Raw genomic sequence first — 22,161 nt, forward strand, 5'->3', positions numbered from 1 at the left:
GCGGGTCCGGTGTCATCGAGCACCACAAGCTCGGCCGGGATCAGTCTGCCTAGTCTGCAGCCACCTGGCGGGTGGTGAACGGCAGCACCAGCCGGGACGGGTGGGCGGAGTCGCGGTAGATCTTGTGCGTGACGGGACGGCCCACCGGCAGGTGGAAGGCATCCGGGGGCAGCAGCGCGTTGTGCTCGTCGGCCAGCGGCTCGCCGTTCGAGAGTTCCACGGTCAGGGTGTGCCCGGGTTTGAAGGTGTTCGCGAACGGGTAGAGGCGCAACACGTACTCCTCGATCGCGCCGGGTTCCACTGGAACCGATCGCGTGTGCGGGTGTACGGGGCTGCCCTCTATGCTCCGCTCGTCGAGCTCGCGGTGCGAGGCCTTGAGGTAGCCGCTGGTGATGAGCTGGCGTTTGCCGTTGGGGGCGTAGTCCCACAGGCGCAGGATGAAGTTGGTGTCCGGCTGGTCGATCTCGGCGAAGATGTGCGCGGCGCCGGTGCCAATCAACTCGGTGTCCTCCTCGAAGGGCGGCGTGGACCAGCTGATGATCTCCACCTTGTCCGTTACCGTCAACGGCGCCTGGTAGAAGCCGTCCGGGGCGGCGTACTCCGCACCCATCAGCTCGGGCTCAGTGGACAGCTTGTGCCGCGGGCGCAGATAGAGCGCCTTGTACTCCAAATCCTTGGGCGGCCATGCCTCGGCAGTCACGAGCTCGCGGGAACCCTCCACGAAGACGCTCACGGCCGGCTCGTCCATGACGCCGTTGTCGATGCCCTTGATCCAGTAGTCGTACCAGCGGAACATCTTGTCGTGCTCTTCGATGAAGGGACGCGACTGCATTGGCGGGTAGGGGCCGATGTCCAGCTTCTTCGGGCCCTTCAGCTTGTTGAACAGCTCGATCGTGCCATCCATGGTCCATCCGCGGCCCTGGTCGATCTGCAGCCACACCGGGATGTCGATGTTCGGGGCCAGCGTGATGGGGTTGCGCGCCTCGTACCAGTCCCCGTCGAGTTCGTTCATCACGATGTCGAACCAGGCTTCGTGGTTCTTCGGATAGTGCAGGACATGGACCAGGTTTGGCCACGCGGCGACGTCGGGATCCTCCAGGCGCTTGGCGACGAGCTGCTTGAGTTCCTCGGGGGAGTGCTTCTCGATCATGCGGGACTTGACGTTGTCGGTGAAGGCCCAGCCGGAGTCGCCGCCGCGGCCCTCGCGGGCGGCCCGCGGCATGAACCACATGACACCGCCGTGGTAGGTGGTCTCGTAGAAGTCGTAGTGCCCGCCGGAGACGAAGATCGCCTTCAGGTGCGGCGGGCGCTCGGCCGCGGCCAGCACCTGCATGGACCCGAAGTAGGAGATGCCGACCATGCCGACGTTGCCGTCGCACCAGGGCTGTTCGGCGACCCACTCGATGAAGTCGTACGCGTCCTGGCCAAGTGAGACCCCGCCGGCGTTGTAATTGCCGATGTGCTCGCCGCCGGAATGCCCGGAGCCGCGCAGGTCGCCGATGACATGGACGTAGTCCTCCTTGACGATGCGGGCAATGTCGCCGGCCTCAATGCAGCCGTCCCACATCGGGCTGGGCCGCCGCTGTGGCGGGGTGGTCAGGGCCAGGGCCTGCAGCTCCTTGCCGTAAGGGCTCAGCGCAACCAGCGCGGGCCGCGGCGTGTCCTCAGTGCCCTGGTAGGCGTCCGCGGCGAGCTCGACGCCGTCCCGCATGGGGACCCGCAGGTCCTTGCGAACGGCAATCTTCTCACCACCGGCATTCAGCAGCTGGAAGTCATCCATGAGTTCTGATCTCCTCGTCTTCGGTCATGTGGTCGAATGTGGTGCGGTAGCCGTTCAGCGTCGTGAAGAACGGGGACGGCTCCAGGGTGGGGTCCCCGGCGTAACCGAGGTCCTCGGCTACGCGGGAGAAGGGCGAGTACGGTGATTCTGTTTCCTGCAGCCCGGCAGACCAGCAGTCGTGGGCCGCGTTATTGACGCGGGCTTCGATCTCCAGGCTCCCCTGAAGCGCTTCCTGGGCCTGCCCGGCGTCGAGTTCCACCCCGTAGGGCGTGCCGTCCGCGCGGCGGTACGGGTGGCCCAGGTAAAGGTGCCGCGGACGGATCTGGTCGCGGAGGTACTCCAGGCTGGCGCGGTAGCCGGCCGGGTCCACGAATCCGGGGAAGCCGTTGGCGGCACCGTGGACCTGCACGGCATCGCCGACGAACACGTCGTTTTGCCCGTTGATGACGTACGCTACGGATCCGCGGGTGTGGCCCGGAATCGAGTGCGCGGTGACGGTGACGTCGCCGCCGAGTGAGATGGTCTCGCCGCCACGCACCAGCAGCGTAGGCTCCATCTCGCCCGAGATGACAGCGTTCGTGGCCTCGGTCAGCTTCGCCTCGCCGTCGGGGTCATCCAGGTACTGCGCCCGTCCGTCGAGATATTCGTCCACGTGCGCCCGGCGGGAGCGCAACATCGGTGCGTCCGCCTCGTGGATGACCACCTGCGCGCGCCGTCCGGTGAGCTCCCACAAGGCGTACGCGCCGCCGATGTGGTCGATGTGTCCGTGGGTCAGCAGGATCCAGCGGACGTCTTCGATCCTGCGGCCGATCGCCGCCAGTGCCGGCACCATGCCTTCGGCGGGGGAGGACGCGATTCCCGTGTCCACGATCGCGGGTTCCGGGGCGTCGATGAAGAAGCTGTAGAGACCGAACCTCCCCCACGGGGAGACAAGCGGGTGAACGGCGACCGGCGCGGTCATTGCGCTGCACTCCCTTTAAGCCCTGCGTTCCCGTTAAGCCCGATGCTCCCGCCAAGGAAGGCAGCGGTCTCTTCGAACGGCCCGTAGAACTCCGGAATCCAGGAGAAGTTCTGGATGAAGCCGTGATTGGCCCCCTCGTAGCGGCTGACGAACGCGTCCACGCCGGCCTCCCTGAGGCGCAGGCCGTAGAGCTCGCCCTCGTCCCGCAGGGGGTCGTGCTCCGCGGTGATGACCAGGGCCGGCGGCAGACCGGCGAGGTCCTGGCGCTTGATGGGGGAGACGAGCGGATCCGCCGGGTCCGCGCCGCTCTCGAGGTAGAAGGAATTGAACGGCAACAAACCCGCCGTCTCCAGTCCGTATCCTTCGGCGTTCTCCCGCAGCGACGCGTAGCGGTCGACGTCGAAGTCCAGGTCCAGCGAGGGGTAGAACAGGATCTGGTGGGTGATGGCAGAGAACCCGTCATCGTGGGCCCTCGCGGTCACGGCGGCCACGAAGTTGCCGCCGGAACTGTCCCCCGCGACAGCGAGGTTCTTTCCGTCCCAGCCCAGGTTGCCGCCCTGCTCGGCGGCCCAGCGGACCACGCCGTAGCAGTCGTCAAGGCCGGCCGGGAAGGAGGCTTCGGGAGCCAGCCGATAGCCGACCGAGATGACCTTATGGCCCGTTTCCTTTGCCAGGGATCGCGCGACGTGGTCGTGCGTGTCCAGGCTGCCCAGGAAGAACGCGCCGCCGTGGAAATACACCAGCAGGCCGTAAGCGTCGGCCTCGGCCGGCGTGTAGATCCGCACGGGCACCTCGCCCGATGGCGTCACTGCCGTGGCATCCTGGACAGAGTGCAGCGGGAAGCGCACCTCCGGCGGGGGAACCTGGGCGGCCTCGCCTGCGCGCATGGCTTCGGGGTTCAGGGGAGAACCATCGGGTGCCGGCAAAGTTGCGAGGATCTTGGCAATTTCAGGGTGGATCGTCATGGCGTTCAGCCCTTCGCCTGTGCGGGTGCGTGTATGCTGGCGGCTTCTTGGGACGGCGCCTTCTGGGACGTGGGCTTCTGACCAGGGAAGACGTCGTCGACTTCTTCCTCGGACCACCCCTGCCGCGAGATACGCTGCAGTTCGTCCGTCACCGGCTTGCGGGTCGACTGGAACAGGGCCAGAGCCTCCTTGACCGAGCCCGCCTGGGCCAGGGCGTCGGCCAGGGCTCCGGCGTCCTCAATGGCAGAGTTCGCGCCCTGTCCCTGGTGGTGCAGCATGGAGTGCGCCGCATCGCCCATGAGGACCACGGAGCCGGTGTGCCACGTGTCGAGGGGGTCGATGTCGTAGACCGCACGGATGTTCACTGTGTCCATGTCGAGGCCGCGGGTGATGTTCACCAGCCGCTGGTCGAAGCCGTCCACGGTGGCCACGAGGTCCTGCTTGGTTACCTCGGGTGCCCACGTACCGTCCGGGTTCAGGGCGGTGATGTCGAAGGACACCTGGTTGCGGTGGCGCAGGGGCAGCAGGTAGACCTTGGTGCCCTTTCCGATGTACATCCGCAGGTTGTCGTCGACCACCAGGCCGTGGGCGTCGTCGGCGGATATCACGGCACGGTAGGCATGTTCGCCGGAGAACACCGGGCCTTTGTCGCTGAAGAGCTGCTCGCGCACCACGGACTTGATGCCGTCGGCGCCGACCACCAGGTCGGCCTCGACGGTCGTGCCGTTGGTGAAGGTCAGGACGGAGCAGCCACCCTTGTCCTCGATGGTTTCCAGCCTGTGGCCGAGCTGCACCATGCCGTCGGGGAGGACGCCAAGGAGAGCCTCGATGAAGTCGCCGCGGTGGATGAGGTAGGTCTGGGTCTGCTCGCCGAACTCCGGCCAGGTGTCCTTCATGATCGGTTCACTTTCGGCAGTGAGGATTTCGAAGTAGTCGCTTGGCGAACTGACCTTTGCGATCGCGTCGAAGATCCCCCACTGGCTGAACCGGTCCATGGTGGCCGGACGCAGGCCGATGCCGGCGCCGACCTCCCGCATCTGGGACGCCTGCTCGTACACGGTGACGTTCGCGCCGAGCAGGCTCAGGGCTTTGGCTGCCGCCGCACCGCCGTACCCCGCACCGACAATGGCGATGTTCAGGTTCTTGATTTCCGAAGCCTTCATGGTTTTGTCTCTCTCTTGACTGTTCTTGGCCCGGGCCATTTCTGGGGACGGGTACGTTGTGGTGTCTGTCCGGGTCAGCCGTGCAGCGACAGGAACTCGGCCGGGTTGTCCTCGAGCAGGAGTTTGAGGGTGGCGTCGTCGATGCCGGCTGCGCGCATGTCGGGGATCATGTCCTCGAAGATGTAGTTGATGGTGTGGCCCTTAACGCCCGGCCAGCCCAGGGGGCTGCAGTTCGCGTCGGCCGAGACAAGGAGCTTGTCCGCGTAGCCTTTGTTCACGAGGTTGACGAAGTGCTCCATGCGTTCAGCGCGCTTGCGGCCCCAAAACGGCGGATCCGGCAGTTCGAGGTCGTAGCCGAAGGTGTCGAACCCGATGCGGCCGCCCTGATCGTAGATCCAATCGTGCGGGGTGACCGGAGAGTTCAGTCCGTCGTCGGCGTGGCCGAACAGCACACGGTCCAGCGGGAGGCCCTCCTCGTTGAAGATGTTCACTGCGGGTTCGGGGTCGATGGCCAGGTGGGTCAGGACCGGCGCACCGGTGACGACGGCGGCACGGGCCGCGGCCCGGTAGATGCGTTTGTCCAGGTCCGTCATTTTTCCGCCGCGGCTCACGCCGACCTTGATGACGCCGGCCTTGGCGCCCGTGTTGCCGATGCCGACCGTGATCTCGTGGATGAATACCTTCGCGAGGTAGTCCACGGTTGCACGGGAGAAGTGCGGCAGGGCGGTGTCGCCGCCAACGAACCCGGTGCAGGCCACGATGTGCACGCCCGTCTTCTGGGACAGGGACTTGTAGTAATCGACGTCGCGGCCGTTGCAGATGCCCGTGGCGTCCACGAAAGTACCGCCGCCGTATTCGCGGAATTTCCGCAGCTTCGGCACGGTCTCCTCGTAGGCCTGCTCCGGCGACTTCCACCACTTGGTGTCGAGCTCGGACCCGGGCATTCCGTAGCCGATGTGTTCGTGGACCGCCACGATTTCCAGTTCTTCGGCCGGGATGGTTCCCAGCACTGTGTTGACCTTGGTCATTTCGTTCACCTCAGGGGTTCGAAAGCTTGTTGTGTGTGGGCGGACGTGTGCTTAGCGCACGGTCAGCAGGTTGCGCGGGTTGTCCACGAGAATGCGCCGGGAGTCTTCCTCGCTCAGGCCGTTGGCCTTGAGGAAGGGCACGAACGTGGTCAGGACGTGGCTGTAGGGCAGGTTGTACTCCGGCAGGCCCTTGGCCACGCCGATCGAGTTGCCCGACAGGATGATCTTGTCGGCATGGCCGGCCCTGACGAGCTCGAGCACCAGTTCGGCGCGGTCGTGGTCGGTGAGGTAGTCCGCGTGGTCGTTCAGGCCCACGTGGTCGATGCCGACGAAGGATCCGCGGCTGGCCACCTCGACGGCGGAGCCGGCGGCATCCCTGCGGTCCAGGTCGCCGACGAGCACCCGGTCGGCCTCGATCTGCTCATCCAGAACGATGTCCAGATCGTGGAGGGCATCGGCGCCGAAGCGGATGGAGACAGGGACGCCGGTGCTTTTGGCGGCGCGGGCGGCGCCACGGAACAGGCTTTCCTCGGTCGGGGTCATGCCGCCGCGGTCGGCGATGGTAGCGACGACGCCAGCGGGGGCGCGGCGCTCCACCCGCGGAACCACCATCCCCTCGGTGACCTCTTTGCCGAAGAGATCGCCGAACTTTTCGGCCGGCCAAGGGGTAGGCGGGTTGGTCTGCGGCGTCAGGAAGTATCCGCCAAGTTCCTCCTCCGGACCCAGGCCGGTGGAGGCGATGATGTGCACGCCGGTGAAGCGGGAGAGCGCCTCGTAGAGCTTGAGGTCGCGTCCGTGGAACATGCCGGTGCTGTCGACGATCGTCTGCCCGCCGTGCTCGCGGAAGTCCGCAAGTTTCGCGGCCAGGGCCTCGAAGATCTCCGCCCGGTCCATCGAGATGTCCGGGGCGTACTGGGCGCCGGGGAGCACCGACAACAAGGCTTCATGGACCGCGACAACCCCCATTTCGGAAGCAGGGACCGGACCCAGGACCGTATTGACGGTTTGCCCGGCCGGGGCGAGGACTGCGTCGCCGATCACGGCGGGTGTGGGGTGACTCACGTGGGTTCTCCCTTGAAGTTCGGGGTCTGAATGCAGGGCGCCACGGAGCTTGGCCATGCCGGCGCTCCGTTGCGGTGTAGCCAGCATCACATATTTCTTTACACGGTGTCAAAGAAATAGTCAGCGTGATTTTATTAGAGCGTTCACGTAGTAAACGTTGCGTAAATACTCTTGACAGCGTGTAAACGTTGATACCAAACTGTGGGGAACACCACATCCATCTCCGGCCGGCCGGCTCTTGCCCGGTAGCGCGCCAGTTCTGCCGCGCCACCGGAGAGTCCACCAGAAACAAGGGAGTTTCATCGATGAGTCAAACCAAGACTGCCCAGACCAGCACAGCGTCGAGCCGTGGCTCTGTACGGGCCACCTTCGTAGCCGCCTACAGCGCGGTCACCCTCGCCCAAATCACCAATGCCCTGCCGGGCGCGCTCAACGGCACCTTTGCCGTGGAGTTCCATACCTCGGGCGCAGGCCTGACCTGGATCGCGGGCATGTTCATGATGGGCATCGTGGTGTTCGAGCTCAGCTGGGGGCTCTTGGGCGACCTGTTCGGCCGCAAGAAGCTGCTGTACGCGGGCGCCCTGGTCAGCGTCGCCGGCTCGGTCTTGGCGGCGCTGGCGTCCACCACCGAAATGATGATCGCGGCACAGGCAGTCGGCGGCATCGGGGCGGGCATACTCTTCCCCATTTCGCTGTCCATGATCGCGGCGATCACCCCGGACCATCGCGCCCGGGCCAAAGTTATCGCCACATGGGCAGGGTTCTTGTCGCTGGGTGCGGTGATCTCACCGATGCTGGCGGGCTTGACGGCCCAGGCCTTCACCGTGGCGGGTCCGGCGGCAGGCGCGCCCAACGTCTTCAGCGGTTGGCGCGTGGCGTACTACATTGCCGCCGCGATCGCCGTCGCCGTCCTCATCGTTGCGGTCAAGGCATTGGACTCCGCTGCTGCCGAGGGACGCAAGCTGGACCTGCCCGGCCAGATTACCCTCGCGCTCGGCCTGATCGCCGTCCTCTTCGCCACCGTTCAGGCGGTCGACGCCGGCTTCAGCAGCCCTGAGGTGATCGCCAGCTATGTTGGCGGCGGCCTCCTCCTGGTCGTCTTCGTCGTCATCGAGATGCGGACCAAGCAGCCGCTCATCCACCTCTCCCTGTTCAGGAACAGCGCTTACTCGATTACAGGGGTCGTCGCGGTGACCGGCATGTTCGCCTTCCTTGCGGTCTGTTTCAGCACGAGTGTCGCCGTCGGCGGGCTCGCCCTGGCCGAAGCCTGGAAGGTCGGTGTGCTGTTCGTCTTCATTCAGGGACCGGCATTCGCCTTCATCCCGGTGGTGGGTTGGCTCATCCACCACGTGGCCCCGCGCTGGGTGCTCACGGCAGGCTTCGCCTTCATGGCCCTCTCCGCCTACTGGCTGTCGACGTTCTCCCTGGGCACGCCGGAGGCCTTCGGCGGAACTCCCTGGACGGCGTTCATCCCGCCGCTCTTGATGCTGGGCATCGGGTTCGCGCTCACGGTCGGCTCCATCACTGCCGTCGCCATCAACACCGTGCAGCCGCAGCACATCGGCATGGCCTCTGCCACCACCAACCTCCTGCGCGACCTCGGTTTCGCCTTGGGCCCGGTCATCGGCTCAGCCATCGCGTTCGGAATCGGAGCCACCGTCTTCGCAGGACCCCTCGCAGCGATCCTCGGCGGGGCAGGGCTGCCTGCCGAGGCCGTCGCCGGGCTGTCGAACGTGCCGCCACTGGGCTACCTCTCAGGCTGGGATGGCGTCATCGCGCAGTTCTCCGGCCAGGCAACCGCCAGCGGTGCACCCGCTCAGGCCGTTGACGGCATGGTCAACGCCCTTACCTCCGCGAAGCAGCAGATCCAGGGCGTGGCGGGGACCTCCCTCGGCCAGGGCTTCCAGACTGTGTACCTCGCCGCGGGCATCGCGGCGACCCTCTCCGCCGTTCTTACCCTCTTCATTTCCGCACGCTCCTCGGCGCCCACGCCCGATGACAGCGCGGAGCCCACCGAGAACGCTGCGACCACTGCCGAGGCCGCCGTCTGAACTGACGGCCTCGCCCCCACCACTAATCCTTCACACCACTGATCCTCCACACCACTGATCCTCCACAAGGAGAACACCATGACTGCACCGATTGAATCCGACATCGACATCTGGGATGACGACATCCTTGTTGACCCCTATCCCACATATGCCTCGCTCCGCGAGCAGGCCGCGGTGGTCCACCTCCCCAAGAACGACCTGTACGTCCTGACGCGCTACGACACCATCCGCGACGCACTCGGCGATCCGGAAACCTTCTCGTCCACCAGCATCGGCTTCAACCCCATGGTGAACGAGGCGCTGCAGGGCACCTCGCTTGCCTCCGACCCGCCCATCCACACGCAGCTCCGCGCCACGCTGTCGCAGAACCTCACCCCCCGCGCACTCCGCGGCCTGAAGGTCACCATCGATGAGAAGGCCGACAAGCTCGTCGCCGAGCTCGCCGCCAGCGGCAGCTTCGAGGCCATCGATGCCCTGGCACGGGCCTTCCCGATCGAAATAGTTGCCGATCTTATTGGCTTCAGCGGACACGTCAAGGACAACATGCTGCGCTGGGGCCAGGCCGCGATGCAGGTCATCGGCCCGCTGAACCAGCGCACGCAGGAGTGCTTCCCGATCGCCGGCGAGCTCTACGGCTGGTGCTCCTCGGTCACCGCCGAAGATCTCACCCCCGGCTCAATCGGCCGCGGAATCTTCGACGCCGAGACCCGCGGCGACATCCCTCAAGGCTCTGCGGGGCACATCATTCACCAGTACCTGGGTGCCGGCGTCGACACGACCATCGCCTCGATTGGGAACATTGTTGCGCTGTTCGGCCACCATCCCGAGCAGTTCGAGCTGGTCAGGAAGAACCCGGAACTTGTCCCCGCGGCTTTCGCCGAGGTGCTGCGCTACTGGGCGCCGGTCCACATCTGGGGCCGCAAAGCCACGCGCGACGTCGAGATCGACGGAGTCACTATTCCTGCCGGCGCCCAGGTGGGCATCCTCTTTGGTGCCGGCAACAGGGACCCGCGGCACTACGAGAATCCCGACACCTTTGACATCGTGCGGAACCCGGTGGACCACCTCTCCTTCGGCTACGGGCCGCACGGCTGCGCCGGCCAAGGCCTGGCGAAACTCGAAGCGCACGCGATCATCGAGGCCCTTGCCCGCCGGGTGAAAACCCTGACGATCTCAGACGAGGTCCGGGAGCCGGGCAACATCACCCGGAGCTTCGAGCTGCTCCAGGTCGGCAAGGTGGTGGCAGCATGAGAATCGAACTCGACCGGCCGCGCTGCGAAGGTCACGGCCTTTGCGAGGAAGCCGCCCCGCGGCTGATGCATTTGGACGACGACGGCGAGCTGGTCATCGACATCGCCGATGTGGACGGCCCCGAGCTCGACGCCGCCAAAGCGGCCGTCCGGGTCTGCCCGGTGGCCGCGCTGCGGCTGGAGGCGGCATGAGCATGCGCAGGATAGTGGTGGTCGGCAACGGCATCGCAGGACTCACGGCCTGCGACTCGCTGCGCTCGGCCGGCTTCGACGGTGAGCTCACTGTGGTGGGCTCCGAGCGGCACCATCCCTACAGCCGGCCAGCCCTGTCCAAGGCGCTGCTGCACAATATCGAGGAGAGCGGTGTCGACGGAAGCAAAGTCGACAGGAACGGTGCTGATGCCCTCCAGGCGCACGCGCTCCCCGCACCCACCCACGAGGCAACGGAACTGCTCGGCGTGAGCGCCACGGGTCTGGACGTCGACGCCCGGCTGGTGCGCCTGGACGGGGGCGGTGAGCTGCCGTACGACGGCCTCGTCATCGCCTCCGGTTCCCGGGCGAAGCGCCTCGGCCCCCGGCACGGAGCAGCCGGGCAAGGAGCAGGAGGACCGCGACAGGACGGCTCCCCCCGGGAGTTCACCCTGCGCACCATCGAGGATGCGATCTTTCTCAAGGAGCGCGTTGCGTCGCGGCCCTCGGTCATCGTGGTCGGCGGGGGACCGCTCGGCATGGAGGTCGCGTCCGGGTGCCTGCACGTGGGCTGCGACGTCACCCTCGTCTCCGACGCCAAGCCACTGTCGCGTCAGCTTGGCGACCATCTCGCCGACCTCTTCACTTCCGCCGCCATCCGGCGCGGACTGCGGGTGGTCCGCGGCGGGAAGGCCCGACTGGCCGATCACGGCGCCGGGGCCAAAGTTGTCCTGGCCGACGGCACCGAACTTGAGGCGGATCTTGTGGTCACCGCCGTCGGCGATGAGCCGAACATTGACTGGCTGTCCGGCTCAGAACTGCTCACCGATGGGTCGCTGCGCGTCGACTCTCGCGGCAGGGTCCGGCCGGACATCGTGGCGGCCGGCGACGTGGCGTTCTTCCCGACCCGACGCGGCGTGCAGCGGGTTCCCCTGTGGACGAGTGCCATCGACCAGGCCAAGGTCGCGGCCGTCGGCCTGCTCGATGGCGATGCCGCACCCGAGTTCAACTTCCAGCCCTATTTTTGGACGGAGGGCTTCGGGTTGTCGCTCAAGGCGGTCGGCTTCACGCCGGTGGCGGGTGCGCCCGACTATTGCGAGCCGGGCGGGGAAAACGGGTCAGTGCTCCTGCGCTGGGACAACGCGGATGGTTCCGGGACCGCCGCCGCGGTCAACTACCGGATCCCGATCCCCAAACTTCGCCGGCTGGCCGACGCCGGTCCGGCCGCGCTGCGTCCGAACGCACCCGCCCCGGTTTGACGCCACGCCACCGCTAGGATTGATCTATGTCGTCGTTGAGAGAAGCCCAGAAGAAACTCACCCGCGACATGATTGTGGAGCGCGCGCTAGAGCTCTTTACCGAGAAGGGCTATGCCCCGACCACCATCGACGAGATCGCCGCGGCGGCCGGCACCACCAGGGCCACCTTCTACGCCTATTACCCCTCACGCGTAGACCTGATGAGGGACTTCATGGCCCGGGTCAACGCGGTGCTGGACCGTGCCGACGCCCCGGGGAGCGGCTCCACCGCGCCGGACCTTGTTGACGTGGTGCGCGCGGGCGAGCTGCCGGGCATCCTGGCCTGGCTGGAGTCACGGGCGGCGCTCTGGCCGGTCTTCCGCCCCTACCTCGACGTGCTCGACGAGGCCGCCGCCGTCGACCGTGAGGTGCGCGCCATGGTTGACGGATGGCATGAGGAGGTCATTTCCGACCTGGTCCGCGGGATGAAGCTGGCCGGGCGCTTCTCGGACGAGACGCACCACATCCGCGGAACCCTCGCCTTCACCTCACTGGACTACGTAGCCACGCTGTGGACACGCCGCAAGTTTGAACCAAACCGCGAACACGCCCTCGAGGTGCTTGCCGACAACTGGTACCACCTGCTGTGCGCTGAGGGCTAGGCCGGCCGTCGCGTAACGGGGAAGCCTATGCTTATGCAATGGAAAGTATTGGCGTAGCTGACGGGCCGGCAAAGGCTGTGGACCACCGTTCCCTTGCCGTCTCAGTGATAGACATTTCCGCCGATATTCGCCGGAAATCGCACAATGACACCGGCGTCCGGCCGCTGTCGAACGGCGTGCTGGAAATCCTCCGGGTCATCGAGAACCATCCCGGCATCACCGTCGCGGACGTTGCCTCGCGCCTCGGCCGGCAGTTCAGCAACGTTAGCGTCCAGCTCCGGGAACTGGTGGCCGCGGGCCTCGTGACCCGCACCCGTGACGCCGCAGACAAGCGCTACGTCGCCCTTCATCCCACCGCAGAATCCCAGCGGATCAAGGCGCTGCTCGAGGGCGCCTGGGCGGAAGCGCTGATCTCGGCGAGTTCCCGGCTGCTGCCCGAGGAACGCGATCAAATCGCCGCAAGCCTGCCGGCACTGCAGCGTCTCGCCTCCATTCTCGCCGAGCCCGAGTAAGGCGCATCACACCCATTCGATACCGTAAGCACTCCTCCACAGTAGTTATACTTTTATAAGTATTACTACTCTGGAGGATGAACGTGGGCATGGCAACACAGTTAGCAGTTGAGGGCGTAGAGCAGGCGGGCAGGCCCAGGAGGGTCTGGTGGGCGCTGGTGTTCCTGGCCCTCGCGCAGTTCATGGTGGTCCTGGACGGCACCATCGTGAACCTGGCACTGCCGCGTCTCCAGATCGAGATGGGGATCAACGACTCGACGCGTTCCTGGGTCATCACGGCCTACGCCCTGGCCTTCGGCGCTTTCCTGCTGCTCGGCGGCCGAATCGCGGACTTCTGCGGCCGCAAACGGACCTTCATCGTGGCCGCCGTAGGCTTCGCCGCCGCGTCCCTGATCGGCGGCATCGCACAACAGCCGTGGGAACTGATCGGCGCACGCGCCCTGCAGGGTATCTTCGCTGCGCTGCTGGCCCCCGCTGCCCTGGCGCTGCTGACTGTCGCCTTCCCGGGCGGAAAGGATCGCGGCACGGCGTTCGCGATCTTCGGCTCCATCACCGGCGTCGGTGCCGCCGTCGGCGTCCTGCTGGGCGGGTTCCTGACAGAACACGTGACGTGGCGCTGGTGCTTCTTCGTGAACGTGCCGATCGCCATCATCGCCCTCGCCGGCGTGTGCTTCCTGGTGACTGAAAGCAAGGCCCAGGGGTCCACCAAATACGACTGGCCCGGAGTCATCCTGGCCGCCCTCGGCCTGGGGTCCCTTGTGTACGGCTTCACTAATGCCGAGCACGGCTGGGATGCCCCCGAAGCGTGGGGATTCATTGCAGCTGGCGTCTTTCTCATGGCTCTCTTTGTGCGGATCGAGGCCACAGTCAGGCATCCGCTTCTGCCGCTGCGCGTGGCCACCGAGCGCAACCGCGGAGCAGCGTTCCTGGCCTCTTTCCTGTCCGGGGCGGTCCTGATTGGCGGCATACTCTTCATCAACTTCTACATCCAGATCGTGCTTGGCTTCGCGCCGTTCCTCGCCGGCCTTGCTTCCCTGCCCATGACGGTGGCGCTGATCATCACGGCGGGCCTCGTCGCGAAGAACCTGCCGAAACTGGGCGCCAAGATCCCGACGGCCACGGGCCCGATCTTCATGGCGGCTGCCATGCTCTGGCTCACTCAGGTCGGCGCCGAGGGCAACTACGTCGTCAACATGTTGCCCGCATTGCTTCTCATGGGCGTGGGGCTGGGCATGGTGTTCGTACCGATGCAGAATCTGGCCCTGTTCGGCGTGGACAAGGATGATTCCGGTGTCGCCAGTGCCTTGGTCAACGCCTCGCAGCAGATCGGCGGCTCCCTGGGAATCGCCCTGTTCAGCACCATCGCAGCAGCGGCCACGGCCGGCGGCGTATCACCCGCGGCCCTCTCGAGCGGCTACGCGGCGGTCTTCCTTTGGGCTGCGGGCGTGGCAATCCTGATCGTCCCGGTCGCACTGCTTCTCATCACCATCGACCGCAAGAAATTCACCGGCACCGAAGGCGCCTGACCGGCCCGGGGGTGAAGCCGCGGTCGCCGGCCTTCCCGGCGACCGCGGACTCAGTACAGGAAGATCGGCAGCCAGTCGCGGTTGTGGGCGTGCACCAGCGCGAGGAACAGCACGAAGTCGAACGTCAGGTGCACGGTCACAACGTAGGTGAGGGACTTCGTCAGCTTGAAGGTGTAGCCCTGCAGCAACGCGAACGGAAACGTCAGAAGTGGACCCCACGCCTGGTAGCCGATCTCCCAAAGAAAGGATGAAAAGATCACGGCTTGAAGGATGTTGGCCAGCCAGTCTGGAAAATGCCGTCGCAGCAGTGCGAAGGCGGTGCAGATGAAGAACAGCTCGTCCCAGATTCCAACGGCGTTCACTCCGAGAAAGAGCCGCCAGAAGGTCGTTGGGTCAGATGGGTCCGGCCAGTTTTGGTACACGCCGGTGCTGATCAGGTAGGCGGGCAGGATGAAGTATCCGAGCAGGACCACGCCGATCAGGTACAACCTCGCGATCAACGGCCATCTACGGCCGGTGTTCACCGGAAATTTGATGATCCTCTCGCGGTAGACGAACCGAGACACCAGCCACGGAACCAGCACGGCCAGGGCGAGGGCACTGCCCATGAGGATCATGTGTTGGATACTCAGGTCAGCGTTCAGAGCCACCATGCTGATGATGACCATGCCCGCCGCGATCAGCGCGAGGTGCCGCGTCAACTCGCGGTCGATGAAAGCCGCTGTGGCCAGGCCGATGGCAAGCCCGCCGTAGCCAAGCGGGTCATTCCCGACGCAGAACAGCGCCACTCCGGACAGCGAGACCAGCACCGCTGGCAGCAGCTTCCAACTGAGCGCGGTACGTTGGCTGTCCGTCGAGACCGATGTCACCCCACAAGCATGCCAGTGCCCTCCCTGGCGCGAAACGGTTTAGAGGCAGTCAGCTTTGGGGCACGGGCGGAGCTAAGATGGAAATTCACAAGATTCACAAGATACACAAAGATTCACAGGAGCTGGTGTGGAGAACCCTTTTCGACCCACAGCGGGAGCAACACCACCAGACCTTATCGGCCGCGGGGGAGTCCTGGACGAATTCGCCTATGGACTGCGCATCGGGTCAGGAGCACCCGGCCTGCTGACCATCTTCACCGGGGCCCGGGGCATTGGCAAGACCGTGATGCTCGGTGCTGCAGAAGATCTGGCGCTCCGCAGCGGCTGGGCGGTCATCTCCGAAACGGCCACCACCGGCTTTGTCGGGCGAATCGGGGAATCCATGCGCCGGCTGACGGACGATCTTGGAGACGGGCCCACTGGGCGGCGAATCACGGCAGTGTCGTTGGCAGGGTTCTCTGTCACCACCCAGCTCGGTCCTGAAGAACAGGTCGACTGGCGTGCCCGTGGAGTGACCCTCCTGCGGCTCCTGGCCGCTGAGGGCACGGGGCTGATCATCACGGTCGACGAGATCCACGCCGCCGACAGGCCCGACCTCTCACGCCTCGCCGCCGACGTTCAGCACTTCATCCGCGAAGGCCTCCCCATCGGACTCGTCTTTGCCGGCCTTCCCGCCGCCGTATCTGATCTGCTCAACGAAGGCGTGGCCACCTTCCTTCGACGGGCAGACCGCATCGATCTCCACGCCGCATCCATCGCCGAAGTCGAACGCTCCTTCTCCGAAACCTTCGCCGGCGCAGGCATAGGGCTGTCCCCGCACCTGGCCAAGGCTGCTGCCGAAGCAACCGGAGGCTACCCCTTCCTCATCCAGCTCGTCGGCTATCACCTCTGGCAGGAGGCCGAAAGAGCGGGCTACAGTCTCGACGCCGCCGCGGCCCACCGCGCAGTGACCGCTGCCCGGCGGCGCAACGAACGCATGGTCGTCGAGGCTGCGCTGTCCACCACCTCCGCCAGAGACCGCGACTTCCTCCAGGCCATGGCGGAAGACTCTGGCCCTTCGGCAACGCTGGATATCGGCAACCGCACCGGCCTGCGGCCGAACGCCGTCGGCAACTACCGGACCCGCCTCATCGACGCCGGACTCATCGAAGCATCGGGGCACGGACGCGTGAGCTATGCCATCCCGGGCCTCCGCGAATACCTCACCGCGCACCCGAACCGCAATTAGTCGGCGCCGTGCCGTCCCTGCCAGTCCGCGAACAATGCGCGCGAAGTGGTGGCGAGGTCGCCTTCGTCGCGCAGGCCTGGGAGCAGTGGAGCGCGGGCCGGCTTCACCTGTCCAGCCCGCGGTTCCGGTTGTGCAGCATCTTGATTCGTTCCTTTTGCGCGGCCGCGTCTAATGGACCGACAAACGCCAGGTACAGGCCGAGGGCAATGTAGAACGCCGTCCAGAAGTCGAGAAATGTCATCAGGGCAAAGTCCAGGACCACGGCCCCGAGGAATCCGATCGACGCCCACTTCACCAGCCGCCGCGCTTTTGGCGGGAGTCTATCGTTCGCCTTCACCTAGAGCCCCCCGGAGTTCCTCGACGAGAGCCTGACGGGTCCACTTTTGACACTGGTTGAACGGACGGGACGCCATGGCTGACGCATCTCCCTTAAGTGAAACGCATTTCTTACCGCATTTCTCTTCAGCCGGGGCTCATGCGGAACCGATGCGGAACACCAGGAACTACACCGTTGTTATACATGGTGATCAAAAATGATGAGCACATGTACAGCACTGATAGTTCCGGCACGTTTCAGCGAACCCGTCCGGGTCGAAAACCTCACACCTGACCTGCGAACCCTGCAGGGCCTGGTCGGCGGTGACATTGAGTCCGTCACCCGTGGTGACTGGCATGTCTACCTGAACGCCGAGGGCGTGATTGCTGACCTTCCGCCCAACCTACGTGCCGTCCAACTGATGCATGACTGCGGTCTGGACCTTGCCGACGTGGCGCGAGGTACGGCGGTCTTCCTCGGCCGGGGCGATCACGGCCGGGACTCGGACGTTCCCCGGCACATGGTCGGGCGTGCAGAACAGCTGTGCGACGCAAACCTGGCGGCCTAGCGGGGCAGACCCCAGCCCGGTCCCAATGTCCGCCGCCGACGGATGCGCCAGCCCCGGGCGACCTAGGCGTCGACTCCGCGAGCTCGGCAACTCACGTCACCATCGTTTGCTGTCCTGAACCGAGGGGCGGTGTTGCAGCCAGCCGACCGTTCATGGCCCCGAGTGCTCGCGGACGCGCGCGAGCCACTCAACCACCAGGGCCTGCGTGAGGATGGGTTGCTCGTGCAACAGCGCGTGGCCGGCGCGATCGAGTACAGCAAAGGTAGCGCGCGGGTAGTGCTCCACCAGCTCCCACGGGTCCGTGTACCCGGCCGTGGCATCCTGGCGCCCTGCAAGAATTAACACAGGATGGGAATAGGTAGCCGCAGCCTCCGGGCGATCCCGTAGCTCCCACTTCGAAAAGATCCGCATCAGGCCCGGCTCGTCAACGAGTGACTCTGCGGGCGCCACAAACTCCTGGAACCGGCGCAGCGTTTCAGCTGTCTGCACGACGAAGTAGCTGCGGTAGGAGGCCTCGATCTCCGGGCTAAGTTTGCCGGTCAGCTCGGCCGACGAAACGAGAATCTCGTGTGCGGGCACGTTGCGGGTGTGCGCGCCAACCGGGCAGATTAGCGCCAGCCCGACCACCTGCCGGGGTCTCTGGTTCGCAACCGCGCGGGCTAAGTACCCGCCGTACGACTGCCCCATGACAAGAAACGGTTCATCGCCAATGGTGTTGTCGATCAGGCCGAGCAGAAGTTCCAGGACGTCATCGTTGCTGTTAATCGTCTCGGGCGCCGGCGTTCGGCCCATCCCCGGCAGGTCCGGGTACAGCCGCCGAAAGCCGGGAACGTCACGAAATATCGGCTCAAGGGCGCCGGCGACCTCGCGATGATCCACACCGGCGCCGTGCAGGGCTAGCACCGGCGTGCCGCTGCCGTGTTCGGCATAATGCACAGGCACTCCGCTGACCGTCGCCTCCATCCAGACAGTGTAGATCGCGCCGCGACTTCGTGGCGGCGGTTGTTGGTGTGCGGTTTCGTCCGACTGCACCGGCGGCATCAGCGCATTGACGGGCTCAGATCCACTTAGGCGCGGCCGGAACCTCACCGCTAGTGGCTGCAACGCCGGGCCCTGCGGCTGTCACGCCGCTGCTGCCGCGGCCGGCGGCCCATTCCACGACTGCGGCCAATTGTCCGGAGACCACCGTGGCGGCGTCCGACGTCGTGTCACCGAAAGTGAGGCCGCGGTCCGTTACCTCGACCACCAGGCCGGCGTCGGTGCCGCGGGCCTTCCAGGCGCCGGTGATGTCCGTGAGGAGCCGCTCGAGCACGGATGCCGGGATGTCGGCGAAGCTGGCGCCGTTGGCCAGGTCCACGGTGTGCATCCAGACTTCCCGGGTGCGCATCCAGACCGTTTCGGTGGCAGGCACTTCCCGGCCCTGGATGGTCCGGACTTTGTGGTGCCAGGCGTCCTCTGGCAGGTCCCGCCATTCGACGTTCAGGTGCACGGCGGAGTGGTCAAAGAGGTGCCGCAGCGCGATCGGGCTAAGCGTGGCGCCGAAGTCGATCTCGTGGTCCCGGACCGCGGTGGAGGCATACATCGGGGTTTCCACGCCGGTGGCCGCCCACTCGACCAGCCGCGCGATGGCCCGGGCGTTGTAGCCGATGTGCGCGGTGATGTGGCGGCGGGTCCAGCCCGGCAGCAGCGACGCGCCGTCGAGCTCCGCGTCGGACAGCTCGTTGAGCTTGCGGGCGAAGAACGCCGTGCCGCGCCGAACCTGCAGCAGTGCCGCAAGCAGTTCCGGGTCCGTGGTCTGGTCCTGGCGTGCAACCATCAGGCTTCCTTGACCACGCGGTTCTTCAGCTGGCCCAGTCCCTCGATGGTGGTGACCAGGATCTGGCCCTCCTGCAGGTAGCGCTTGGGGTCCTGGGCGTGGCCCACGCCTCCGGGGGTGCCGGTGGCGATCACATCGCCCGGGTTCAGCGTGATGATGGTGGAGATGTAGGAGACCAAGTACTCGGGGGTGAAGACGAGGTCGCCGGTGGGGGTCTGCTGCTGGATTTCGCCGTCGACCGCCGAGGTCATCAGGGGCCCGGCCGTGAATTCGTCCTTGGTGACCAGGGCCGGCCCGAACGGGGTGGACTTTTCCCAGGTCTTGCCCTGCAGCCACTGGATGGTGCGGAACTGGTAGTCGCGCATGCTGACATCGTTCAGCACGGCGTAGCCGGCAATGTGGTCTGCGGCGTCGGCTTCGCTGATCCGGCGGCCCTTTTTGCCGATCACGACGGCGAGTTCGGCTTCCCAGTCCACGGCGTCGGATTCCTGCGGCAGGGCCAGGTCATCGTTCGGGCCGATCAGGGACTCCTGATACTTCGCGAACAGGGTGGGGAATTCGGGGACTTCCCGGCCCATTTCCTTGATGTGGTTACGGTAGTTGTGGCCCACGCAAATGATCTTGCCGGGGGAGGGGACGACGGCGTCGAGGTCCGCGCCTTCGGCCGGGTGCGTGGCGCCGTTCGCTGCCTTCGCGGTGGCCTCCCAGTCACTTGAGCGGAGCAGCTCGCCGACGTCGGCAAAGCCGTCGATCTCGGTCAGGGTGTCGCCGTCCTGGCGGACGGCCACAGTGCCATTTGCAGTGCCGGTGCCGTTTCCGGTGCGGAGGGTGAGGAGTCTCATGCGTTCTTGCGTCCTTCGATGTAGGTGCGGTTGAAGTTCAGTCGTTCGAAAATGGGGGCGTCGCTGAAACGGAAGAGGTCAAACGAAGTTTGAGAGCCAGCTTCGGCCTGCAGGTCCGCCTGCAGCGACCATTCCTGCCAGGACGGGACGACGAAGAGGTCGCCCTTCGCCAGGATCCTGGTTTCGCCGTTCAGGACCACGGAGCCGGACCCTTCGAAGACCTGCCAGACGCTGGAGCCGACCTCGCGGAGGCCCTCGGTGGCGGCGCCGGCGCGGAGGCGATGGAATTCGGCCCGGATGGTCGGCATCACATCCCCGCCCGTGGTGGGGTTGGTGTAGCGGACGGCGGCGTGGCCCTGGGACACGGTGGCCGGGTGGCCCTCGTCCTCCAGCAACAACTGCTCGGCCAGGGCGCGGTCCGTGTGTTCCCAGCGGTAGGCCGCGATGGGGGAGCTGGTGGTGTCGTCCAGGCCGGAGAGCGGGCGCAGGCCCGGGTGAGCCCAGAGCCGCTCGGACCGGGAGATGTCCGGGGTGGCCTCGTCGGTGACACGCTCGGTACCGAACTCAAAGAAGCCGGCGTCGGCGTAGTGCGCGAACGGGATGTCCAGGCCGTCGATCCAGGCCATGGGCTGATCGGTGTCGTTGTGGTGGCCGTGGAAGTTCCAGCCCGGGGTCAGCAGGAAGTCGCCGCGGGACATCCGCACGGGGTCCCCGTTCACCACTGTCCAGACGCCTTCTCCCTCGACGACGAAGCGGAACGCGTTCTGCGAGTGCCGGTGTTCGGGCGCGGTCTCCCGGGCTCCGAGGTACTGGATGGCTGCCCACAGCGTGGGGGTGGCGTACGGCGTACCGGGCAGGCCCGGGTTGGCCAGGGCAATGGCCCGGCGTTCGCCGCCGCGACCTACCGGGACCAGATCCCCGGCGCGGGCGGCCAGCGGGTACAGGTCGCTCCACCGCCAGACGTGGGGGACCGCCTTGGGCGTCGGGACCATCGGCATGAGGTCCGCGATCTCGGTCCACAGCGGGATCAGGTTCTCCCGGTCAAAATCCCGGTACAGCTCTTTGAGCTGGGCAGCCTCAGCAGGCGTCGGCTCCGGAGCAGCGTGCCCCGCGGCCACTGATTCGTGCGTCGTGTTCTCGGCGCTGATGGACACGTGGGCCTCCTCGGTAGGTCAGAACAGTTCTTTGGTGTGGTTCGACTCTACGGATGCCGGCATGTGACCCCCAACATATTCTGCTGGTCAGAATTCCAGGGGTCTGGCCGCCAGGGCCCTCAGTCAGGATCGGCCGGGTTTGCCGCGATGTCGATCTCCAGCTGCCGGCAGGTTTCCCGCAGGGCGGGGACGAGTCCGGCGTCGAACACCCGGCGGAAGCGGGTCGCGGGAGTGGCGACGCTGAGCGCCCCGACCACCTGCCCGCGCCGGTTATGCAGAGCCATCCCGAGCGCGCTCACGCCCTCCTCGGTGCCTTCGAAATTGGCCGCGAAGCCGTTGCCGCGGATCGACTCAAGCTCGCGCAGGAAGGCCGGGTAATCGTTGTCCGGGATGGTGTCCCCGCCGATCTCGGCGTTGTTGCTGCGGAAGAGCTGGTCGATCATCGGCGGTTCCAGTTCCGCGAGCATGGCCTTGCCTCCGGAGGTCTTGTTGGCGGGCATCACCGTCCCTTGCCGGTCACCAACCCGCAGCACATTGCTGCCCTCCACCGTCGCCAGGAAGCGCACTTTCGTGCCCACCCGGACCATCAGGTTGACCGTCTCGTTGAGTTGGGCCGAGAGCAGCTCCATGTGCGGCTGGGCGAGTGAGCGGAGCAGCCGGGTCCAGCTCAGTCCGGCCGGCCCGACCCCCATGGCCGGCCCGGGGACATAGCGGCGGGTTTCATCCTGCACGGCGAATCCCCGGTAAACCAGCATCGCCAAAAGGCGGTGGGCGGTGGACGGTGCCACGCCCAGCTCCTCGGCGGCGTCCTTGAGACGGAGCGCCCCGCCGTCGCGGAGCAGCTGGAGGAGCTGCAGCGCGTTGTCGACCGCCTCGATTGAATACGTGGGCCGTTTCTGCACGGGCTTGCGGGCTGATCGGGCTGTTGGATTGTTCTGCACATCAGAATTGTATTGGCGTTCACCTGCGGCGGCCACGACA

At 66.0% G+C, this 22,161-nt stretch carries 22 protein-coding genes; 9 read left to right on the top strand and 13 right to left on the bottom strand.

The window, feature by feature from the left end; all coding sequences use genetic code 11:
• Positions 1–49 precede the first annotated feature (49 nt).
• From ACFRJ8_RS11850 to ACFRJ8_RS11875, 6 genes are all read right to left on the bottom strand, one after another.
• Positions 50–1,780 carry a CocE/NonD family hydrolase gene (locus tag ACFRJ8_RS11850; RefSeq protein ID WP_377986352.1) on the bottom strand — a complete coding sequence of 577 codons (1,731 nt, stop codon included), beginning with the start codon at positions 1,778–1,780 and terminating at the stop codon, positions 50–52.
• The gene (locus tag ACFRJ8_RS11855; RefSeq protein WP_377986353.1) at positions 1,773–2,741 is read right to left on the bottom strand and encodes an MBL fold metallo-hydrolase; all 969 of its coding nucleotides are present in this window, start codon (positions 2,739–2,741) and stop codon (positions 1,773–1,775) included. The genes ACFRJ8_RS11850 and ACFRJ8_RS11855 overlap by 8 nt, the downstream gene beginning before the upstream one ends.
• On the bottom strand, positions 2,738–3,706 hold the full coding sequence (locus ACFRJ8_RS11860) for an alpha/beta hydrolase (RefSeq protein ID WP_377986354.1): 969 nt from the start codon (positions 3,704–3,706) through the stop codon (positions 2,738–2,740). The genes ACFRJ8_RS11855 and ACFRJ8_RS11860 overlap by 4 nt, the downstream gene beginning before the upstream one ends.
• Positions 3,707–3,711: 5 nt before the next feature.
• Entirely contained in the window at positions 3,712–4,869 is a 1,158-nt protein-coding gene (locus ACFRJ8_RS11865; protein WP_377986355.1) for an FAD-dependent monooxygenase, read from the bottom strand.
• 74 nt (positions 4,870–4,943) lie between these two features.
• Positions 4,944–5,897, bottom strand: a complete 954-nt coding sequence (locus ACFRJ8_RS11870; RefSeq protein ID WP_377986356.1) for a phosphotriesterase — start codon at positions 5,895–5,897, stop codon at positions 4,944–4,946.
• A 51-nt stretch (positions 5,898–5,948) separates the two neighbouring features.
• Entirely contained in the window at positions 5,949–6,959 is a 1,011-nt protein-coding gene (locus ACFRJ8_RS11875; protein ID WP_377986357.1) for a phosphotriesterase, read from the bottom strand.
• 305 nt (positions 6,960–7,264) lie between these two features.
• On the opposite strand from ACFRJ8_RS11875, the gene ACFRJ8_RS11880 reads away from it, so the two are divergent.
• From ACFRJ8_RS11880 to ACFRJ8_RS11910, 7 genes are all read left to right on the top strand, one after another.
• Positions 7,265–9,010, top strand: a complete 1,746-nt coding sequence (locus ACFRJ8_RS11880) for an MFS transporter (protein WP_377986358.1) — start codon at positions 7,265–7,267, stop codon at positions 9,008–9,010.
• A gap of 78 nt (positions 9,011–9,088) precedes the next feature.
• A complete protein-coding gene (locus ACFRJ8_RS11885) occupies positions 9,089–10,261 on the top strand; it encodes a cytochrome P450 (protein WP_377986359.1) in 1,173 nt (390 codons plus the stop codon).
• On the top strand, positions 10,258–10,452 hold the full coding sequence (locus ACFRJ8_RS11890) for a ferredoxin (RefSeq protein ID WP_377986360.1): 195 nt from the start codon (positions 10,258–10,260) through the stop codon (positions 10,450–10,452). The genes ACFRJ8_RS11885 and ACFRJ8_RS11890 overlap by 4 nt, the downstream gene beginning before the upstream one ends.
• The gene (locus ACFRJ8_RS11895; protein ID WP_377986361.1) at positions 10,449–11,708 is read left to right on the top strand and encodes an NAD(P)/FAD-dependent oxidoreductase; all 1,260 of its coding nucleotides are present in this window, start codon (positions 10,449–10,451) and stop codon (positions 11,706–11,708) included. Before ACFRJ8_RS11890 ends, ACFRJ8_RS11895 begins: the two co-directional genes overlap by 4 nt.
• 26 nt (positions 11,709–11,734) lie before the next feature.
• Entirely contained in the window at positions 11,735–12,349 is a 615-nt protein-coding gene (locus ACFRJ8_RS11900) for a TetR/AcrR family transcriptional regulator (protein ID WP_377986362.1), read from the top strand.
• A 38-nt stretch (positions 12,350–12,387) separates the two neighbouring features.
• On the top strand, positions 12,388–12,861 hold the full coding sequence (locus ACFRJ8_RS11905; RefSeq protein WP_377986363.1) for a MarR family winged helix-turn-helix transcriptional regulator: 474 nt from the start codon (positions 12,388–12,390) through the stop codon (positions 12,859–12,861).
• Between the two features lie 89 nt (positions 12,862–12,950).
• Complete coding sequence (locus ACFRJ8_RS11910) at positions 12,951–14,387, top strand: MFS transporter (protein WP_377986364.1); 1,437 nt, start codon at positions 12,951–12,953, stop codon at positions 14,385–14,387.
• A gap of 50 nt (positions 14,388–14,437) precedes the next feature.
• On the opposite strand, the gene ACFRJ8_RS11915 is transcribed toward ACFRJ8_RS11910, so the two are convergent.
• Positions 14,438–15,256, bottom strand: coding sequence for a CPBP family intramembrane glutamic endopeptidase (locus tag ACFRJ8_RS11915; RefSeq protein WP_377986365.1), 819 nt, complete (start codon positions 15,254–15,256; stop codon positions 14,438–14,440).
• 127 nt (positions 15,257–15,383) lie between these two features.
• Here ACFRJ8_RS11915 and ACFRJ8_RS11920 point away from each other — a divergent pair, with 127 nt between their 5' ends.
• Positions 15,384–16,484 carry an AAA family ATPase gene (locus ACFRJ8_RS11920; RefSeq protein WP_377986366.1) on the top strand — a complete coding sequence of 367 codons (1,101 nt, stop codon included), beginning with the start codon at positions 15,384–15,386 and terminating at the stop codon, positions 16,482–16,484.
• A 103-nt stretch (positions 16,485–16,587) separates the two neighbouring features.
• On the opposite strand, the gene ACFRJ8_RS11925 is transcribed toward ACFRJ8_RS11920, so the two are convergent.
• Entirely contained in the window at positions 16,588–16,821 is a 234-nt protein-coding gene (locus tag ACFRJ8_RS11925; protein WP_377986367.1) for a hypothetical protein, read from the bottom strand.
• 199 nt (positions 16,822–17,020) lie between these two features.
• On the opposite strand from ACFRJ8_RS11925, the gene ACFRJ8_RS11930 reads away from it, so the two are divergent.
• The gene (locus ACFRJ8_RS11930) at positions 17,021–17,368 is read left to right on the top strand and encodes a DUF3846 domain-containing protein (RefSeq protein ID WP_377986368.1); all 348 of its coding nucleotides are present in this window, start codon (positions 17,021–17,023) and stop codon (positions 17,366–17,368) included.
• Positions 17,369–17,518: 150 nt separating this feature from the next.
• On the opposite strand, the gene ACFRJ8_RS11935 is transcribed toward ACFRJ8_RS11930, so the two are convergent.
• The 5 genes from ACFRJ8_RS11935 to ACFRJ8_RS11955 form a co-directional block, all read right to left on the bottom strand.
• Positions 17,519–18,331, bottom strand: coding sequence for an alpha/beta fold hydrolase (locus tag ACFRJ8_RS11935; protein WP_377986369.1), 813 nt, complete (start codon positions 18,329–18,331; stop codon positions 17,519–17,521).
• 94 nt (positions 18,332–18,425) lie between these two features.
• Complete coding sequence (locus tag ACFRJ8_RS11940; protein ID WP_377986370.1) at positions 18,426–19,184, bottom strand: maleylpyruvate isomerase family mycothiol-dependent enzyme; 759 nt, start codon at positions 19,182–19,184, stop codon at positions 18,426–18,428.
• Entirely contained in the window at positions 19,184–20,026 is an 843-nt protein-coding gene (locus tag ACFRJ8_RS11945; protein ID WP_377986371.1) for a fumarylacetoacetate hydrolase family protein, read from the bottom strand. Before ACFRJ8_RS11945 ends, ACFRJ8_RS11940 begins: the two co-directional genes overlap by 1 nt.
• Complete coding sequence (locus ACFRJ8_RS11950) at positions 20,023–21,180, bottom strand: cupin domain-containing protein (RefSeq protein WP_377986372.1); 1,158 nt, start codon at positions 21,178–21,180, stop codon at positions 20,023–20,025. The genes ACFRJ8_RS11945 and ACFRJ8_RS11950 overlap by 4 nt, the downstream gene beginning before the upstream one ends.
• 119 nt (positions 21,181–21,299) lie before the next feature.
• A complete protein-coding gene (locus ACFRJ8_RS11955; RefSeq protein ID WP_377986373.1) occupies positions 21,300–22,121 on the bottom strand; it encodes an IclR family transcriptional regulator in 822 nt (273 codons plus the stop codon).
• Positions 22,122–22,161: the final 40 nt, after the last annotated feature.

The organism is Arthrobacter sp. NPDC056886, assembly GCF_042788715.1.
Taxonomy (GTDB): domain Bacteria; phylum Actinomycetota; class Actinomycetes; order Actinomycetales; family Micrococcaceae; genus Arthrobacter.

Bases quoted from the DNA above. Each gene is read 5' to 3' on its own strand.
- ACFRJ8_RS11850 (WP_377986352.1), bottom strand. From the start codon at position 1,780: ATGGATGACTTCCAGCTGCTGAATGCCGGTGGTGAGAAGATTGCCGTT.
- ACFRJ8_RS11855 (WP_377986353.1), bottom strand. From the start codon at position 2,741: ATGACCGCGCCGGTCGCCGTTCACCCGCTTGTCTCCCCGTGGGGGAGG.
- ACFRJ8_RS11860 (WP_377986354.1), bottom strand. From the start codon at position 3,706: ATGACGATCCACCCTGAAATTGCCAAGATCCTCGCAACTTTGCCGGCA.
- ACFRJ8_RS11865 (WP_377986355.1), bottom strand. From the start codon at position 4,869: ATGAAGGCTTCGGAAATCAAGAACCTGAACATCGCCATTGTCGGTGCG.
- ACFRJ8_RS11870 (WP_377986356.1), bottom strand. From the start codon at position 5,897: ATGACCAAGGTCAACACAGTGCTGGGAACCATCCCGGCCGAAGAACTG.
- ACFRJ8_RS11880 (WP_377986358.1), top strand. From the start codon at position 7,265: ATGAGTCAAACCAAGACTGCCCAGACCAGCACAGCGTCGAGCCGTGGC.
- ACFRJ8_RS11885 (WP_377986359.1), top strand. From the start codon at position 9,089: ATGACTGCACCGATTGAATCCGACATCGACATCTGGGATGACGACATC.
- ACFRJ8_RS11890 (WP_377986360.1), top strand. From the start codon at position 10,258: ATGAGAATCGAACTCGACCGGCCGCGCTGCGAAGGTCACGGCCTTTGC.
- ACFRJ8_RS11895 (WP_377986361.1), top strand. From the start codon at position 10,449: ATGAGCATGCGCAGGATAGTGGTGGTCGGCAACGGCATCGCAGGACTC.
- ACFRJ8_RS11900 (WP_377986362.1), top strand. From the start codon at position 11,735: ATGTCGTCGTTGAGAGAAGCCCAGAAGAAACTCACCCGCGACATGATT.
- ACFRJ8_RS11905 (WP_377986363.1), top strand. From the start codon at position 12,388: ATGGAAAGTATTGGCGTAGCTGACGGGCCGGCAAAGGCTGTGGACCAC.
- ACFRJ8_RS11910 (WP_377986364.1), top strand. From the start codon at position 12,951: ATGGCAACACAGTTAGCAGTTGAGGGCGTAGAGCAGGCGGGCAGGCCC.
- ACFRJ8_RS11930 (WP_377986368.1), top strand. From the start codon at position 17,021: ATGAGCACATGTACAGCACTGATAGTTCCGGCACGTTTCAGCGAACCC.
- ACFRJ8_RS11935 (WP_377986369.1), bottom strand. From the start codon at position 18,331: ATGGAGGCGACGGTCAGCGGAGTGCCTGTGCATTATGCCGAACACGGC.
- ACFRJ8_RS11940 (WP_377986370.1), bottom strand. From the start codon at position 19,184: ATGGTTGCACGCCAGGACCAGACCACGGACCCGGAACTGCTTGCGGCA.
- ACFRJ8_RS11945 (WP_377986371.1), bottom strand. From the start codon at position 20,026: ATGAGACTCCTCACCCTCCGCACCGGAAACGGCACCGGCACTGCAAAT.